This window comes from Faecalibacterium sp. 3, assembly GCF_048323735.1.
In the GTDB taxonomy this organism is placed as follows: domain Bacteria; phylum Bacillota; class Clostridia; order Oscillospirales; family Ruminococcaceae; genus Faecalibacterium; species Faecalibacterium wellingii.
In genome coordinates this window covers 1-15,351 of the sequence record NZ_JBLWFN010000004.1, presented here as the reverse complement: position 1 = coordinate 15,351, position 15,351 = coordinate 1, and the positions used below count along the sequence as shown (strand labels likewise).

General features: G+C 42.6%; 17 protein-coding genes. 6 read left to right on the top strand and 11 right to left on the bottom strand.

Annotation, left to right across the window (positions count from 1 at the left end):
* Positions 1–479 precede the first annotated feature (479 nt).
* Both ACNSPV_RS14230 and ACNSPV_RS14225 read left to right on the top strand, forming a co-directional pair.
* The gene (locus ACNSPV_RS14230) at positions 480–1,559 is read left to right on the top strand and encodes a GGDEF domain-containing protein (RefSeq protein ID WP_348585048.1); all 1,080 of its coding nucleotides are present in this window, start codon (positions 480–482) and stop codon (positions 1,557–1,559) included.
* Between the two features lie 658 nt (positions 1,560–2,217).
* Entirely contained in the window at positions 2,218–2,508 is a 291-nt protein-coding gene (locus tag ACNSPV_RS14225; protein ID WP_243112049.1) for a hypothetical protein, read from the top strand.
* 243 nt (positions 2,509–2,751) lie between these two features.
* Here ACNSPV_RS14225 and ACNSPV_RS14220 read toward each other — a convergent pair whose 3' ends face one another.
* The 11 genes from ACNSPV_RS14220 to ACNSPV_RS14170 form a co-directional block, all read right to left on the bottom strand.
* The gene (locus ACNSPV_RS14220) at positions 2,752–3,540 is read right to left on the bottom strand and encodes a DUF975 family protein (RefSeq protein WP_055185889.1); all 789 of its coding nucleotides are present in this window, start codon (positions 3,538–3,540) and stop codon (positions 2,752–2,754) included.
* Between the two features lie 191 nt (positions 3,541–3,731).
* Positions 3,732–4,067 (bottom strand): hypothetical protein, encoded by a 336-nt coding sequence (locus ACNSPV_RS14215; protein WP_097778743.1) that lies wholly within the window; start codon positions 4,065–4,067, stop codon positions 3,732–3,734.
* A 185-nt stretch (positions 4,068–4,252) separates the two neighbouring features.
* A complete protein-coding gene (locus ACNSPV_RS14210) occupies positions 4,253–4,684 on the bottom strand; it encodes a hypothetical protein (protein WP_348585047.1) in 432 nt (143 codons plus the stop codon).
* Positions 4,674–5,738: an FUSC family protein gene (locus ACNSPV_RS14205; protein WP_249253799.1), complete on the bottom strand. Its 1,065-nt coding sequence runs from the start codon at positions 5,736–5,738 to the stop codon at positions 4,674–4,676. The genes ACNSPV_RS14210 and ACNSPV_RS14205 overlap by 11 nt, the downstream gene beginning before the upstream one ends.
* A 33-nt stretch (positions 5,739–5,771) precedes the next feature.
* Positions 5,772–6,815, bottom strand: a complete 1,044-nt coding sequence (locus ACNSPV_RS14200) for a HAMP domain-containing sensor histidine kinase (RefSeq protein WP_005929825.1) — start codon at positions 6,813–6,815, stop codon at positions 5,772–5,774.
* Positions 6,815–7,525 carry a response regulator transcription factor gene (locus ACNSPV_RS14195; RefSeq protein ID WP_005946428.1) on the bottom strand — a complete coding sequence of 237 codons (711 nt, stop codon included), beginning with the start codon at positions 7,523–7,525 and terminating at the stop codon, positions 6,815–6,817. Before ACNSPV_RS14195 ends, ACNSPV_RS14200 begins: the two co-directional genes overlap by 1 nt.
* Positions 7,504–8,937 (bottom strand): phospholipase D family protein, encoded by a 1,434-nt coding sequence (locus ACNSPV_RS14190; protein WP_348585046.1) that lies wholly within the window; start codon positions 8,935–8,937, stop codon positions 7,504–7,506. Before ACNSPV_RS14190 ends, ACNSPV_RS14195 begins: the two co-directional genes overlap by 22 nt.
* Positions 8,938–9,147: 210 nt before the next feature.
* Positions 9,148–10,707, bottom strand: a complete 1,560-nt coding sequence (gene cls / locus ACNSPV_RS14185) for a cardiolipin synthase (RefSeq protein WP_113992749.1) — start codon at positions 10,705–10,707, stop codon at positions 9,148–9,150.
* Positions 10,708–11,022: 315 nt separating this feature from the next.
* Positions 11,023–11,271 (bottom strand): DUF6061 family protein, encoded by a 249-nt coding sequence (locus ACNSPV_RS14180; protein WP_113992750.1) that lies wholly within the window; start codon positions 11,269–11,271, stop codon positions 11,023–11,025.
* 350 nt (positions 11,272–11,621) lie between these two features.
* Positions 11,622–11,825: a helix-turn-helix domain-containing protein gene (locus ACNSPV_RS14175; protein WP_242821978.1), complete on the bottom strand. Its 204-nt coding sequence runs from the start codon at positions 11,823–11,825 to the stop codon at positions 11,622–11,624.
* A gap of 19 nt (positions 11,826–11,844) precedes the next feature.
* Positions 11,845–12,672 (bottom strand): XRE family transcriptional regulator, encoded by an 828-nt coding sequence (locus tag ACNSPV_RS14170; protein ID WP_348585045.1) that lies wholly within the window; start codon positions 12,670–12,672, stop codon positions 11,845–11,847.
* 208 nt (positions 12,673–12,880) lie between these two features.
* On the opposite strand from ACNSPV_RS14170, the gene ACNSPV_RS14165 reads away from it, so the two are divergent.
* The 4 genes from ACNSPV_RS14165 (at position 12,881) to ACNSPV_RS14150 (ending at position 14,924) form a co-directional block, all read left to right on the top strand.
* A complete protein-coding gene (locus ACNSPV_RS14165) occupies positions 12,881–13,078 on the top strand; it encodes a hypothetical protein (RefSeq protein WP_005928340.1) in 198 nt (65 codons plus the stop codon).
* A 43-nt stretch (positions 13,079–13,121) separates the two neighbouring features.
* Entirely contained in the window at positions 13,122–13,403 is a 282-nt protein-coding gene (locus tag ACNSPV_RS14160; protein WP_005928337.1) for a hypothetical protein, read from the top strand.
* On the top strand, positions 13,403–14,110 hold the full coding sequence (locus tag ACNSPV_RS14155; RefSeq protein ID WP_348585044.1) for an ImmA/IrrE family metallo-endopeptidase: 708 nt from the start codon (positions 13,403–13,405) through the stop codon (positions 14,108–14,110). The genes ACNSPV_RS14160 and ACNSPV_RS14155 overlap by 1 nt, the downstream gene beginning before the upstream one ends.
* 526 nt (positions 14,111–14,636) lie before the next feature.
* Positions 14,637–14,924, top strand: coding sequence for a helix-turn-helix domain-containing protein (locus tag ACNSPV_RS14150; RefSeq protein ID WP_005928332.1), 288 nt, complete (start codon positions 14,637–14,639; stop codon positions 14,922–14,924).
* Positions 14,925–15,351: the final 427 nt, after the last annotated feature.

The following is a 15,351-nucleotide window of genomic DNA, read 5'->3' as shown; positions in this document are numbered from 1 at the left end:
CTCCACATCCTCTTTTCGCTTGCTTGTTAATACCATCATATCAATCTTGATAAAATTTGTCAAGATAATTTCAAAAAAAAATATCGCTTTAATACAGACCGCCCCAGCCCGGGTCAGCTTCGCTTTCCATTCAGCGAAAAGCCATGTTCCTTACAATTATAGAAGCCGAAAAAGCTGTGCCGTGGCAGTCCGCCGAAAGCAGAAAAGACTATGCCTGAAAACCAGAAAGCGGAGAAATTGGTTGGGGCTCGCAGGGGTCGCCCATCCAAGGCGGATGAGGCGGTCCCTGGCAAGCCTAAGCTATCCAACCGAAACAAGCAATAAAGTGCGTGCTTTTCATTTTATTCATGCCGATCATTCTTGGGAGACAGTAGAAAAATTTCCATTGTTATTGACATGATGTGCGTTACAGAGTAAAGTATTCATCAAGACTGATTCGCAATAAAGTATATCATGGTCGTTCCGTGATCGAGGTCGTTATGATAAAAGGAAATGTAAAAATAGATCGCAAAAATCTCATCAGCATCCTGCAAAGCTGCCTTGTGCTGATTTTGGTGATCCTTGTCGCTCTGATGATGGTCGAGATCGGCAACCTGAAGGGCACGGCCCGCGTCATCAATTATGCCGGTCTGGTGCGCGGAGCCACGCAGCGGGCGGTAAAGCTGGAGATCACAGGCACCCGAAACGATGAGTTGATCGCGTATTTAGACGATATTTTAAGCGATCTGACATCCGGGAATGGGCACTACGAATTGGTAAAGCTCAAGGACGCGGCCTATCAGGAAAGGCTGGACATCCAGCGTGCCTACTGGGAGCGGCTCAAGGCGGAGGTCGCGGCGGCCAGACAGCGTGGATATGAGAACACCCAAATCGTTGCCATGAGCGAGACCTATTTTGAAATGGCGGACGAAACGGTGTCTGCCGCGGAACATTATTCAGAAAAGATCGCCATGAAGATCCGCACTATTGAGATCCTCTCGGCACTGGATATGCTGTGCCTGGTGATCCTGATCATGCTCCAGACCGCCATGGCACTGAAAATGGCCCGGAAAAACCAACTGCTGGAGCAGAAGGCATACATCGACATCCATACCGGCCTGCCCAACAAAGGCTCCTGCGAGGAGCTTCTCAACAACAGGGAAATTCTCCGGGAGCCTACGGCCTGCGTCATATTTGACCTGAACAATCTAAAAACCGTCAACGATACGAGGGGTCATTCGGCGGGTGACCAACTGATCCTGAGCTTTGCCCGGCTTTTACGCCGGGTGATCCCGGAAAAGCATTTCGTGGGCAGATACGGCGGCGATGAATTTATGGCGGTCATTTACCATACGGACCGGCAGGAGGTGGAGGGCATACTGGACAGTCTGCGCAGGGAAGCCGATGCTGCAAACCGTGACAGCAATCAGCTTCCTCTCAGCTACGCCTACGGTTGGGCGATCTCCACCGATTATGAAGGCTGCGTCATGCAAATGCTGCTGAACAAGGCCGACTATTGCATGTACGAAAATAAGCGAGCCTACTACGCCACCCACGACCGGAGAGCGCCCAGGTCATAAGGCTCTTTTCAAACGAAAAACAGCAAGAACGAATTCGTCGCCACTATTGCGAAAAAAGCCTGGCCTGACGAAGAAAGGACAGGGAGGCGGCACTGAACGTCCACGTCGCAGTTGTGATGGAGGTACTGAAGGCTGGTGGCAGCGTGCAGTTCATTAGCTTCGTTAGCTTTGAGGTGAAGGGGTGCGCTGCCCGATCTGCCGGTTCGATGGTTTGCTGTACAGGAAACTCACCAGCAGGTACTTTACGATGAACACTGGGGCGAGGGGCGGACGACTATCTTCTTTGCTGCACAACTGCACCATTTTCTCATACACGGACGGTAGATCCAGCACTGCCTCACATTTCCGGAGGATGGTCTCCTGCTGCATTAGATACTCAATTAATCCGCCAAGCTGATCTGGCCATTGCTGTAACGATACATAGCTGCCCTCCAGGTACAAGGTTTTTGCTGGATTTTTGCCAGTTCTCTTGCTCCAATTATACCACAGATTGGCCTCTATGGATTGAAATATAAGGCTTTTTCTTTTATTCAGTGCATATTAAGTTAGGATGTGCAGTAGATGCTCCATTTTAGCGTTTATCTGGAGATTGCCAAAGGATAAATAGAAGCAGTATTATGATGAGCAGCTTGCCGCAGAAAAACAGCGCACCGAGCGGGTGACCAAGCGCATTTTGACCGAGGAAGAAATGTCGGCTCTGTCCGATCGGCTGATGCAGGTCACCAAGGGCATGACCATCACGGTGCGGTACTTCAAGGAGGATACCGCCCACCCGGAGATTCCCGCAGTGGGCAACTACGTCACCCTGACTGGCAAGGCAGACCGCATCGACCCGGTGTTCCGCACCTTGCAGGTGGGCGACACCGTAGTGCCCTTTGAAGATCTGGTGGAGGTCAGTGGGGAGGGTATCATGGAGATCGACCAATATCTCGGCATCTCCGAGGAATAAAAAACGCTGGGAGAAATCTCCCAGCGCAAGCAGCCCTAATCACGGTACCGATATGTGCCAAGCCAAAGCGGACCCAGCACCCACAACCAAGTCAGTGAAACCGTTCTCGTCACTTTTAATACCGTAAGCACCAGCGTTAAAGCAAATAAGAGGGTCATTGCAATTATTTCGGAACGGTCAGGTTTCTTATCCATACGCAGATCACCTCGAAAATCCGGTCACATCTGCGAAATAGTATAAAAGTCAGTATGCTTCATCCGGTTCGGTAGGTGCTGCGGTAATATCGCGGTAGAAAGTGGCCCATGCAGCTTCCTCATAGGGGCGTACAAAAAAGAAGCCAATGCTCAATGGAATTGTCAGCAGAAGAAAAAGAGAAATCGCCATAGCCTCTGAACCGGTGAAATATTTGAGAACCAGAAAACCCCCGGCATACAGTGGCAACGAACAGAGCAGCTCCCAGCCAATGAAGCTGAAATCCAGACAGAACAGCCGCCATTTGTTGCCGTCCATAATCCGCCGGGATTCTGTGATCGCTTCATTTGCAGTCAACGAAGGATGTTCGGACATGATGTAAGGTGTCATCGCATAGCTGTATGTTTTCACGATTCCCGGAATCACCAACAGCAGCGACCAGAGGGCGATGTACAGACCCTGCAGGAATTTCATGCAGAAGCCATCCCACAGACGATCTTTCTGAGAGAACAAGTCCGAGATGGCAGCATCATTTCCATCTACAAGGTTCAGATTAAAATGAGCATATCCCAGTTGAACTGCACCGCCCACGATCAGTTGGAGGATTGCCCACAGACCAATGCCGACAAGCAAAACAGCAAGCAGCCGACCGCCGTTTGGCTGGGCGAACAGGTTAAAATGAATGTCCTTTGCCTGATTGGAATTGGAAACGACACTGTTGGAACTGCTCACAATGGTAGCACCGAGCGCACTGGCGGCAATACCTGTCAGAACAGCAGTTTTCCATTTTCCGCGCAGAGCATCGAGAGCGAGCATACGATAGTCGGCAGATATTTTCATAAAAGCAACCTCCTGTCTGAAAATGGCAAGTATGTGTGAAAAGGAATATGATACGCCACTTTAATTTAGATACGTTTGAAACGCTGAAAAAATTGCAGCATGAATGAAAAAGAGGCTGTTGCACCGGCTTTTATCCGTGTGCAACAGCCCCTTCCTTTACTTCAGCAGCTTGTCCAGTTCATCATATTGCATTACTGGAGCTTTGCAAGGATTTCTTCAGCCGTCATACCGCTGGCAAGCAGCTTCTTCAGCACATCTTCTGCTTCGCCCTTCTTTGCTTCTTCTGCTGCCTTTGCTTCGGCGGCAGCTTTTTTGTTTTCGGCTTTGGCAAGTTCCTTGGTGGCGGCTTTCAATTCTGCTTTCTTGGCTTTCAGCTGCGTTTTCAGATCATCGAGATTTGCAGTCAGCGTAGCAACCTCAGATTCGATTTTTTCCTTTTCAGCGGTCTTTTCTGCAACGACGGCTGCATAATCAACGCTGGCCTTTACAGTACGAGCCTTATTCTTGCTTCCCTTGGGTCTTGCCATAATAATTTCCTCCCATACAGTGAAATAATTTGATACTTACAAGTATATTCCAAATAGTCAGAATTGCAATAGGTAACCTGAGCTGTTTTCAACTGCTACTGTGCCACATCAGAAGGTAGGGCTTCATAATGGCAAGATACTTATCGCGTGCAGAACTTTCGTGCATATGCTTCTTGAGAATCCATCTAGTGAATACCGACACCCTCCATGATCTTTTCTATCCAATTTGTGGAAGAATCATTTTTCTCACTAAATGACCCCAAATAATGTGACGAACTCTCAACCTCTATTATTACACCATCCGGCATTCTGTATTTTTCTAAACTGAGATTCAAACCTTTAAGTGGGATTGTTCTAGCCAGTTGAGGGATAGAAACTGTATGGAGAATATCAATTTTTGATAAACCTCTATACGTTTCTGTCTTTTCGGCTTCACTTAGCAAACGTTCTGCATACTGATTTGAAATAACTTGTATGCGAAATTGTTCTTTTTCATCCTCGTTCATCTCAAGTGGAACGCCGTGCAATGTGTCCACAATATAGGACGAAATTTTAGCGAAGTGCTCGTCAAAATCAGTGGTATTCAAATTTTCTTCCTGATTCACTTCACTCTGCATGTACGGTCACCTCACTTTCCTTTTTTTTAGGCATAAACCAATAAAACATAACACAAAATGCTAAAGCAAACACAACACCAAAAACATTTTGACTCACTCTAAGACTAACCGCTCCTTGTAGTCCATATGTCTCTGCAGCAATGGCTAAAGCACCAAATGTGTTAAATACTGCCTGCCAGCCATATTGTGCTGAAAATCCTACACCGATTCCACCAAGAATTCCTATATATGCATAGATTGACGAAGGAAGCAGAAAATATAATACTGTAAAACATATAACACCTGCAATATTTCCGACAATCCTTTTACGGACTCTGTAGTGCATATCTTCCATAGACGGCAAAATCACGGACATGGCCGCAATACCAGCCCACATTGCACGTGGCATATTACAAAGTTCTGCAATGCAAAGGACAATCGGTACGCATAAAATCTGACATAGCTGCCATTTTGTTCTGGAAGAAGTGATATCAAATTCTTGTATCAGATCTTTCAGATTTCTTTTATAAGTTCTGTTTTTATGATTTCGATAAAATACGAAGCAGGTAAGTGCTGCACCTAAAGCCATTCCGACTAATCGCATCTGATAGCTTTTTCCCGTAACATCATAACCATATAGCAGCAGATACCCAAGAACCAATGTAGATTGATTAAACATGGATGGATTATGGCATCCGAACAGAATCAACACAGCCAGTGCCGCAATATTTAACAGCATTCCCAATACCGGTGAAAACTGATTTGCTAAATGCGGACATACAGTCATAATTACAAAGAACAAAGCCAAAAGCATCGTAGATTGTCCGGTGTGGATCCCCAGATCCGCATTCCTAAACACCATGAGACATAATAAGACTACTACACCTACAATGCTGTTCTCATTTCCAAATAGGATGCTGAAAATACTAACAAAGAAAAAACAAAATGCCATTGTAGCAGCTATCTTCACCAGATATACCCACATATGATATAGTTTTTCTTTTAGTGTTTCACTCTTTTTCAACAGGTTTTTAGAACCTGCCTGATTTAACTGCAACTCCTGATAAAATGTCATATAAATCCTCCCATCTTCTAATTTATCTTAAAACTAGATAATCTCATCTTTCTGCTTTGGCAGCTCTATAACAAATCTGCATCCACCATATTCACGGTTTTCTGCTTTGATTGTTCCTCCGGCACTATCTACAATCCGTTTTACAAGTGCAAGACCTAGGCCATTTCCTTCTGCTTTATGAGATCCATCTACCTGATAGAACTTGTCAAATATTCTGGATTTTACATCATCCTCTATTCCTGGTCCTTCATCTTCCAGAATGAACTTAACAGAATCCTGTTCTTGTTTCAGAAACATCGTAATTGTCCCCTTTGAAGGGCTGAACTTAATCGCATTATCTAAAAGATTTATCCAGATATGCATAAAAAGTCCTTCATTCGCAGTATATTTAACTTCCTCCAATTCTACCTGAAAACCAATTTCTTTTTCTGTCCATTTTGTTTCCAATGAAAGAACTGCCTGGCGGATCTGTTCATCCAGACGATATTCTGTTTTTTTCATTGGTATATTCTGATTCTCTAACTTGGATAACAGCAAAATATTACCAACCAATCCGGAAAGTCTTTGGGTGTTAAATAAGATTTTTTCTACATATTCCTCTTGATCCGGAGACAGTTCTTCTCCCTGAAGCAGCATTGTATATCCTTCAATGGCATTAATCGGGGTCTTAAACTCATGAGAAACATCAGATACAAAATCCATCTGCAGCACCTCTGTTGCACGAAGTTCTTTTGTCATAACGTTAAAACTTTGATAAGATTCTCCAACTTCTGCTATACGGCTGTTCGTTTCCAAATGCTGTTCAAAATCTCCCCGAGAAACTTCCTTCATTGCTTTACTAAGTCTTGTAATTGGTTCCAGTAACTTTGCATTAATAAAGGAAGTGATCAGCCCTGCAATCAATGTATTGAAAATCAAAAGCCAGCCAAGCACAGGTATGCTGCCCGGCAGATTAAAAAAATGATTCAAAAAAGCAAATAATAACGCAGATATGACTGTTGAAAATACAAGTGCCAGCCAGATTGCACCAGTCAGACAGGATCGGATCCGCAATCCTTTTTCTTTCTTTTGTTCCATTATTTTTTCACCACCTTGTATCCAATTCCACGCATTGTTACGATTTCAAAATCAGGGTTATCTTTCAAACGCTCCCTGATTCTTCCTATATGTACCTCTATCGTATGTGGGTCTGCCTCCGTCTCGTATCCCCATACTTCATCCATCAACTGTTGTTTTGTAAATATTCTGCCTGGCGAAGCTGCAAGCTTATATAAAAGCAGGAATTCTTTTTTAGGCAAAACAAGACTTTCCTTATCAGTTGTAACCGTCATTGCATCATAATCAAACTCTGTTGAACCGATCACAATTTTGTGTTCATTCAGTATCTGTGCACGGCGAAGCAGTGCTCCGACTCTTAAAACCATTTCATTCACATTTACCGGTTTTACCATATAATCGTCACTTCCCGAAAGAAATCCCTGGCGCATATCATCAAAGGAACCTTTCGCAGTGATCATAAGTACAGGTATCTGATATCCTGCTGAACGGAGTTCCGACACCAGTTCATAACCATCCATAACCGGCATCATAATATCAGAAATGATCAGATCAATATATTCCTTAACCAATACTTCTAATGCCTGTGCTCCATCCGATGCACTTTTGACTTGATATCCATTCTTCTCAAGCACTTTTTGGAATAGCTGGCTTAATTCTTTATCATCTTCTACAATCAATATTTGAAACACGTTTTCCTTCCTCCTTATTAAAACAGATACCTTGCCCATCCAAGCAGATGCTGTACCAAAAATATTTTTCTCTGACGTTTCTTTGTTAATTCGATTGGCTCTACATGATATGGATCACGATAGGTTCCATCTTCCAATACCTGGCGGGACACTCTTTCATAGTCCATCATGCCCTCTTCCAACTGTTTATTAATATCTTTACTGCGAATTACAAGCATCAGTTCCGTATCCAGATATGCACTTCTCATGTCCATATTAAAGGAACCGATTACAGACAGATCATCGTCAATCAGAATACTTTTTCCGTGGTATGAATAACCGCCTTCATATTCCCAGATATTAATTCCTGTACTTAAGATTCTATTTCTGTTTTTCGCATAATCGGCAGCCCCAAATGGATTCCCATTATTCGCAACTGAATTTGTCATGATAGAAAAATCTGAAACGTTCTCTGCAATCTCCTCCCATGTATTATACATCATATCATTACAGATAATATATGGCGTGTGGATCTTCACACGATTTTTTGCATTTTTCATCAATTCTCCCAACTGATACCACACTACTGGTTCTTTGGAACCTGTGTGAATAGGATTTGACACTAATGCAATCTTTTCTGTCTCAAAAGTTTCGTCCGTGTAATCGGTATCGCAGATTCTTTCCTTATTCTCTTCAAAATATTTCTGATAGCCGTTCTGCAGCTCTAAAACTGCGTTCTTTACAGATTTTCTATTTGCCAGTTTTTTATTGTCATGAAAATAATCACTGTCTTCTTGTTCCCATATCGTTTCAAAATACTCTAACAACTGGTTAACTGAATTTTCTTTCTCAGGTTCATCGCAAACCACTAACACGTCTCTGTCATAGTTTTTATGTCCCGGAAAATCACCCAGGAAATAATTGTATGTATTTCTTCCCCCAAGAATATATCTCTTTCCATCTGCAATCAAATATTTATCATGCATTCTACCCATTATTTTCCACGGTTTCAACGGATTGGCCTTATTATACAGTTTAATTTCAACATTCTCATGGGAAGATAATCCATAGAAATACGGATTTCCTTCCATATCAATCCAGCTCTCCATTCCATCTACTAACAGACGAATATGTACACCTCTGTCTGCCGCATCATGCAGTGCTCCTAAGATCAATTTTCCACTTTCATCGGATTGAAATGCAAAAGTAGAAAGAATAATTTCCTTTTTTGCATTCTTGATCAAACGCACTCTTTGTAAAAGCGCTTCTGGATTCTTTTCTATGATTACTGCCCGTTCTGTATTTTCACTGCATTCGTTCCATGACCCATTTTTTGTTTCTTTTTTGGTTGTATTGGACACTTTCGGCTGCTTTTTATATGCAACACAGATTCCGAGCAATTCATAAAAAGCCACACATAAAAAAATTGCCAGTATAACAAGAAGGATTTTACATATTTTATGCTTTTTCATTGTACATCACTTGATTCCTTTTTATTTCTTATTCTTATTCATTAGCAATACAATACAATAGAAAACTCAATTTAACCTCAACAAGGTTTGTTTTTTCATCCATGCAAAATCTTCTTTGTACAACAGACTGTTAGATATAGCAAAAACGGCCTTTCAAAAACAGTTGACTTCTAAATCAACTGTTTTTTGAAAGGTCGTATCATCAGATTCTTATAGCAATCCAGCAAATAATCTCATAAATAATTGTCCCAGTCGCAAATATGCACTTCGTCCGGTTTGATATTGGTCTGTCACATCACGACATTCTCCCATCGTTCTTATCAGATCATTTTTTATTTCCACAACTGCCTGACAATCTGCCATAAAACAGCCGTTTTCAAAATGGTGATATAAACTTCGATAATCCAAATTAATTGTTCCACAAGTTGCCATACAGTCATCTGCCACACTCATTTTTGCATGACAGAAACCAGGAGTCCACTCATAAACACGAACACCATGTTTAACTAATCCATGATAAAAAGAACGAGTTACACTATAAATGAATTTTTTATCAGGGATACCAGGTGTGATAATTCTTACGTCTACCCCTCGCTTAGCAGCCAGACATAACGCATGCGTCATTTCATCTGTTATGATTAGATATGGAGTCATAAACCAACAATATTTTTCAGCTTTATTTATCATACTGATATAAACTTCTTCTCCGACCTGCTCATTATCCATAGGACTGTCTGCATAAGGCTGAACAAAACCTGTTTGCTGTGCTTTATAATCGTAATGAATAATGTATTTACTAAAATCAGTATCATTCGTAGCTTTTTCACTAACAGCATTCCACATTTCTAAAAATGTCACTGTAAGCGACTGAACAGCATCTCCTTCTAAACGAATACCTGTATCTTTCCACTGTCCATACGGGTGTGTGTAATTAAAATATTCGTTTGCTAGATTATATCCACCTGTAAATCCGACTTTTCCATCAATAACTGTTATTTTTCTATGATCACGATTGTTCAAAAACAGATTTAAACCTGGCATAAACGGATTGAATACACGGCAATGAATTCCTATTGTCTCCATTTTTTTCACAAAATCTGTGTTAATAAAGCCTATAGAACCCATATCATCGTAGAATACTCTAACTTCCACACCTGCTTTTACTCGCTCTTCCAGAACATCTTGAATCTTATGCCATGCTTCAGCGTCTTCTATCGCATGATATTCCATAAAGATAAACTTTTGTGCTTTCTCCAAATCCTTAAGCTGTGCCTCTAATCCTTTCACTGCTTCATCAAAATACACAATATCCGTATTCTGATAGATTGGATACTGCGAATTTCTTTGTATGTAACTTGCTATATTTCCTGCTTTCGGAATTGTTTCTTTTATTCTGCTCAAACACTCCTGACTGTCCGGAAGCATTGGTAACAATTTGCTATCAATTTCTGCATACCGCTCACGCATTTTATGTGTGCCACCATTCAAACCAATCAACAAATACAGGCCTACACCCATAATTGGGAAAATTAGAATTAAGATGACCCAAGGCATTTTCATAGAGGATGTCTTATTTGATGCGTACAATCCCAAAACCAAGATCCCACTCAAAATCCTTGTAAATAAATTTATGACTTCTGCATATTCATTCAAGCGTGTTACGATAGTAATAATAAAAATCACTTCCAGAAGAATGCAGATTATGGAAAAACACAGCCGTTTTACCCCATTTTTTGTTTTTGCTTTGCCCTCTAAAGTATCTTGTTTCATATATATTCCGCCTTCCTACTTGCTCAGTTTTCTCCCTAAATTTCGTGGAACATACCAATTTTGTCTTTTATTCTCTGCATTTTATTACACCGGACTGGATAAGTTTGGTGCGGATGTCCTCATACAGTGAAATAATTTGATACTTACAAGTATATTCCAAATAGTCAGAATTGCAATAGGTATGACAAACAAAAATACCCGGCAGATTCTTTATGAAAAATCTGCCGGATATAGACCGGATGCCCTTGGGGCGTTCCATTCTGAAAAATTGCAGGGCAAATGCAAGCTGTGTTAACTGTTATGTAACCTTGTCAATCAATCTTCCAATCTTCCATGGTCGCAACCAAGCGAGAGATAATGCTCAATCTCCCCTCTCAGCACCATCTGTGCGTACTCCAGCGGTTTATTGTACAGCAGCCAGTCTAGTTCTGCCCGCTGTGCCGGGGTGTTGCCGTATTCGTCCTCCACGGCGATGCAGTCGATGGCAAGGGTAGTGCCATCCTCGAACCGGGCTTCCACCCGGTTAGTGTCCATGTTATAGTGGCAGGAAATCAATTTGTTCATACTAGAACCTCCTGTATGTATTCATCCTCTGAATCCAGTTGGTCGTGTCACTGCTCGTATGAATTTAAGGCAACTGAATTCATCACGAGTTATTATGGCACACCCCAAAAGGTTTGTGAAGATTATCGTCAAATGCTTGAAAATGCACTGAGAACTCAAGAATTGTGATCCCTAAAGAGTGGGAGCATTCCAACATAGGAATACTTCCACTTCTTTTTGTTGTCAGAACCACATATAAAATGACTGCTACATCTTGATGCGTGAATGCTATTGGGAATAAATAGAAGCAATATTAAAGCCGTTCACCGCACAGGTTTTCTAGCTCGGTGAACGGCTTTTTTCTGCCATATTTACAAATATGAAGAATCGAAAAAGTCTTTTAATGTAATTCCCAAACCCTGACAAATTCTTTCAATCGTCTCTACGCTTAACTGCCCTCCTCGACGGGCAGTACTTTGGATTGTGGAGTACGATATCCCGCATTTTTTTGTCAACACACATAGATTCATATCACGCTCTTGCATCAAATCCTGAACACGCTTGATCGTATCCACGAAAATCCCTCCCATCTTTTTAGTTCAAAACTTTTCCAACGATCTCAAATCTTTGCTCTGGAGATATAAGGATCGGCGAATATTTGGTGTTAAGAGAAACCAAAACCGGTTGGTTATGCACCACGCCATAGCTGTCGGTAAGGAGCTCTGCTTGGGACTTGTCTGGGGTATGTTCATCGTATTTTTTCAGATATCCGCAGTCATCATATACGAATATCCCGATATCTCCGCATTCAAGTTCTTCGCAGCGCTTCACCCATACGATTTGTCCGTCATGATAACGCGGCTCCATACTATCGCCACTAACGTATATCCCAAACTCAGTCCCTGCCGGAACGCTACTGGCAGGCACCTGTATCTGCTGGAACATTTCACCTTCAAGAAAAGCTCCTAGACCTGCCGATACTGGCAACTCTGATACTGGCATCGTTATGCAGTCGATTTTCGCAGGCTCTTCTGTGCCTGGCTGGTAGCGCCGAGATGCAATCAAGTCCATTTCGTACTCGGCGACTTTTTTTTGCCCGATGGCATTTAGAAGGGCGGGTTTCTGAAAGGTCTTTGTAAAGTAGGAAGGTCCTTCCTTGATGTTCAATGCGTGGCAGATTGCAACCAGTTGGTAGATGCTGGGAGTGGTGTATCCTTTTTCCCATTTACTGATTCCCTTATCACTGACATCGACGCCATAGTGGCGGAGAAGTTCGGAGAAAGTTACAAGTGAATAACCATTCCTTTTTCGTACAGCTGCGAGAATCAGACCAACCTCATTACTATCCCTTGCGGCGACTGCATCATAGCACACCGTAGATGGGGCTATGTGCATTTTGGTGAGCGCAGTTTTCTTTTTCATAGCAAGAACACTCCTTTGTGATCCGGTAGCTCTATTATAGTATAGAAAACATAAGAAATCAACAAGAAATCTCCAAAATAGCGACAAATGCGTAATTGACATCTCCATAAAGTGGGCGTATAATCGAATCAAATCCACAAATAACAGCTTTTTGGTGTTAATTCTGGACCGAAATCGTGTGTATTTGGCGTTTTTGAGAGGTGATAATATGAGAAAAGAAAATGTAAGATGCCCGATGTGCGGAACCATGAACTATGATGTAGATCTTGATGCAACCGACGGCTGGACAAAATGCCGTCTGTGCAAAGCAGTAACCTGCTCTATGGATGAGTGGAAAAAGCATACAGTGTCCGTTCCTCTGTTAAACGAAAAACAGCTCGTGGCACGCAGTATGATTCGCAAGTAATGCACGCTGCGTTCTGATAAATCTGCAAAAAGGAGGAATTCTGATGTGTGGTGATTACAACCTTCGCCGTGAGAAAAGATACGTCGAAGTTGATGTTCGTTTTACTCCTGACGGCAAGATCCGTCCTCTTGCCATAAACTATGACAAGACTCGCACTTATGGAATTGATCGTGTCTTGGCAGTCAAGCACGGTACATCACGTTTTGGCGTGAAAGGACATTGCTTCACCTGCCTGATTTGCGGGCAGAAGCGGAATCTTTGGCTTGAAAAGGGCAAGTGGTTCGTGGAAGCCTACTGTGCCACATCAGAAGGTAGGGCTTCATAATGGCAAGATACTTATCGCGTGCAGAACTTTCGTGCATAGCAGGCAAATATATTGAAATGTACTATGCACTCTTCGGGATAAGCAAAAATGACCCCGCTCCTATTAACCCAGAGCAGTTTGCAAATTCTGTTCTTGGACTGAACCTGAAGATGTTGCCGCTGTGTAGCGATGGTCACATCCTTGGATTAACGGTTTTCCAGAGATGTAGCTTCACAGCAACCCTTGAGGATGGAACAAAGCTTGTTGAAGTATTTATGCCGAGGGATATCGTAATCGATTCTGCTCTTGCGGCAGACAGATGCACTGGATGCCGGAATTTCACAATAGCGCATGAAGCAGCACATCAGATTTTGGCTGATCTGTTTCCGAACGACTACGGAAAAGCAGTCAAGTGCCGTGGGCACATTGCCTATCGGGAACGAAACGGAAAGCCCTCGTGGGAAGAATGGCAGGCGGATGCCCTTGCAGCAGAGCTGCTGATGCCAACATTTCTGATCAATGCCGAAATAGAACGTGTAGCGTTGACTCTGCCAAATGGGATTCTGTACAAATCAGTGTCTGACCCTAACTATGAAAAAATTCTGGAGATGGCTCGACGGATTGGGGTTTCTTGGTCTGCAATCAGGATCAGACTGCAGCAGATGCAGGTTATAAAAGGCAAACCCATCCACTGCCATCCATTGGACATCATGCGATTTGGAGAATGAATATGATTCAGTTAAAGAACCGTCCCTTTGCCGGTAAAGCACCGACTACTACACAGCAGGCAGAATTTAGCATAGGCTGGAGATTTTGCCCTGTTTGTGGAAATAAGTTATACCAAAAAATCGAGGGGTGTTCAGGTATACTACAAGTGAAGTGCAATAGATGCAAAGAAACCCTGAGACTTGATCTGGCATTTAGATGCCGGTGATTTTCCAGTCATTTTAACAAATACGGGTGCATTGCACCCTGAATATGGACTGTTCGCTCCGAGCAACGGGCCATTGCCGCAAGGCAATGTATGAAACGTGCTCCAAATAGCCGGGCAACAGCTGATTGAGAGATTTTCTTTGAAGATTCCTCAGTTGGTTGTTGTCCGGCTATTTTTTTAGCCTTCAGGAAGCCTGCTCCCGTAAAAAGGAGCAGGCTTTATGTTTGTCCGTTTTTCGTGGATGCCCCAAGCGGCTAGATATCCGTAGCAACTCCGAGTTTTCGACTTCTCACGCTTTATCGAAAATTTGGAGGTCACACATGAGTTTTGATCCGAATGCTATTGGTAACCGTATTTTTACTTTGCGTACAAATGCGAAGTTATCGCAGGAAAAACTTGCTGAAAAACTTGGTGTTTCCCATCGACACCTCGGCGATCTTGAAAGGGGAAGCTCCAATGGCTCTGTAAAAATCCTGATCGATATTGCAGAATACTTCCATGTCAGTATGGATTATCTTCTTTTGGGCCGAGACCCTTCTAGGGATCAGTTTCAAAATGAACTGCAAGCCGCTATAGATCATCTTGAAAAAATCAAAGGTCTTTTATAATCACTTCAACAAGAAACGCTCCTGCCAGTTTTACACCGACAAGAGCGTTTCTTGTGTTACTCAAAAAATATCGGCAAGGGTAAGCAGCTGTACTTCTCCGCGTTCCTGTGCCTGAAGGAGCCCGTCCGTAAATCCGCCTTTCGAGAAAATGTAGTAGTGGTAGTTTGTTTCCTCCCCAAAGTGTATTTATCGAATTTATATACTCGTAAGTTAGTTTCTTACGAGTAAGATACTTCATTTCTTACATAAAGTCAAGAAATATATTTTTGACGGCTCATCGAGAAACAGGAACAATACTTCCTATTTTCCTCAAAAATTGTGAACTCTGAGTTCCTGTTCATTTCGTTCCGCATCGGTTACAATACAGCCATAGCTTCGGCAAGCGTTCAAAGCAGCCCTCAAGCTATCCCGTCCCTTGAAAATTGAA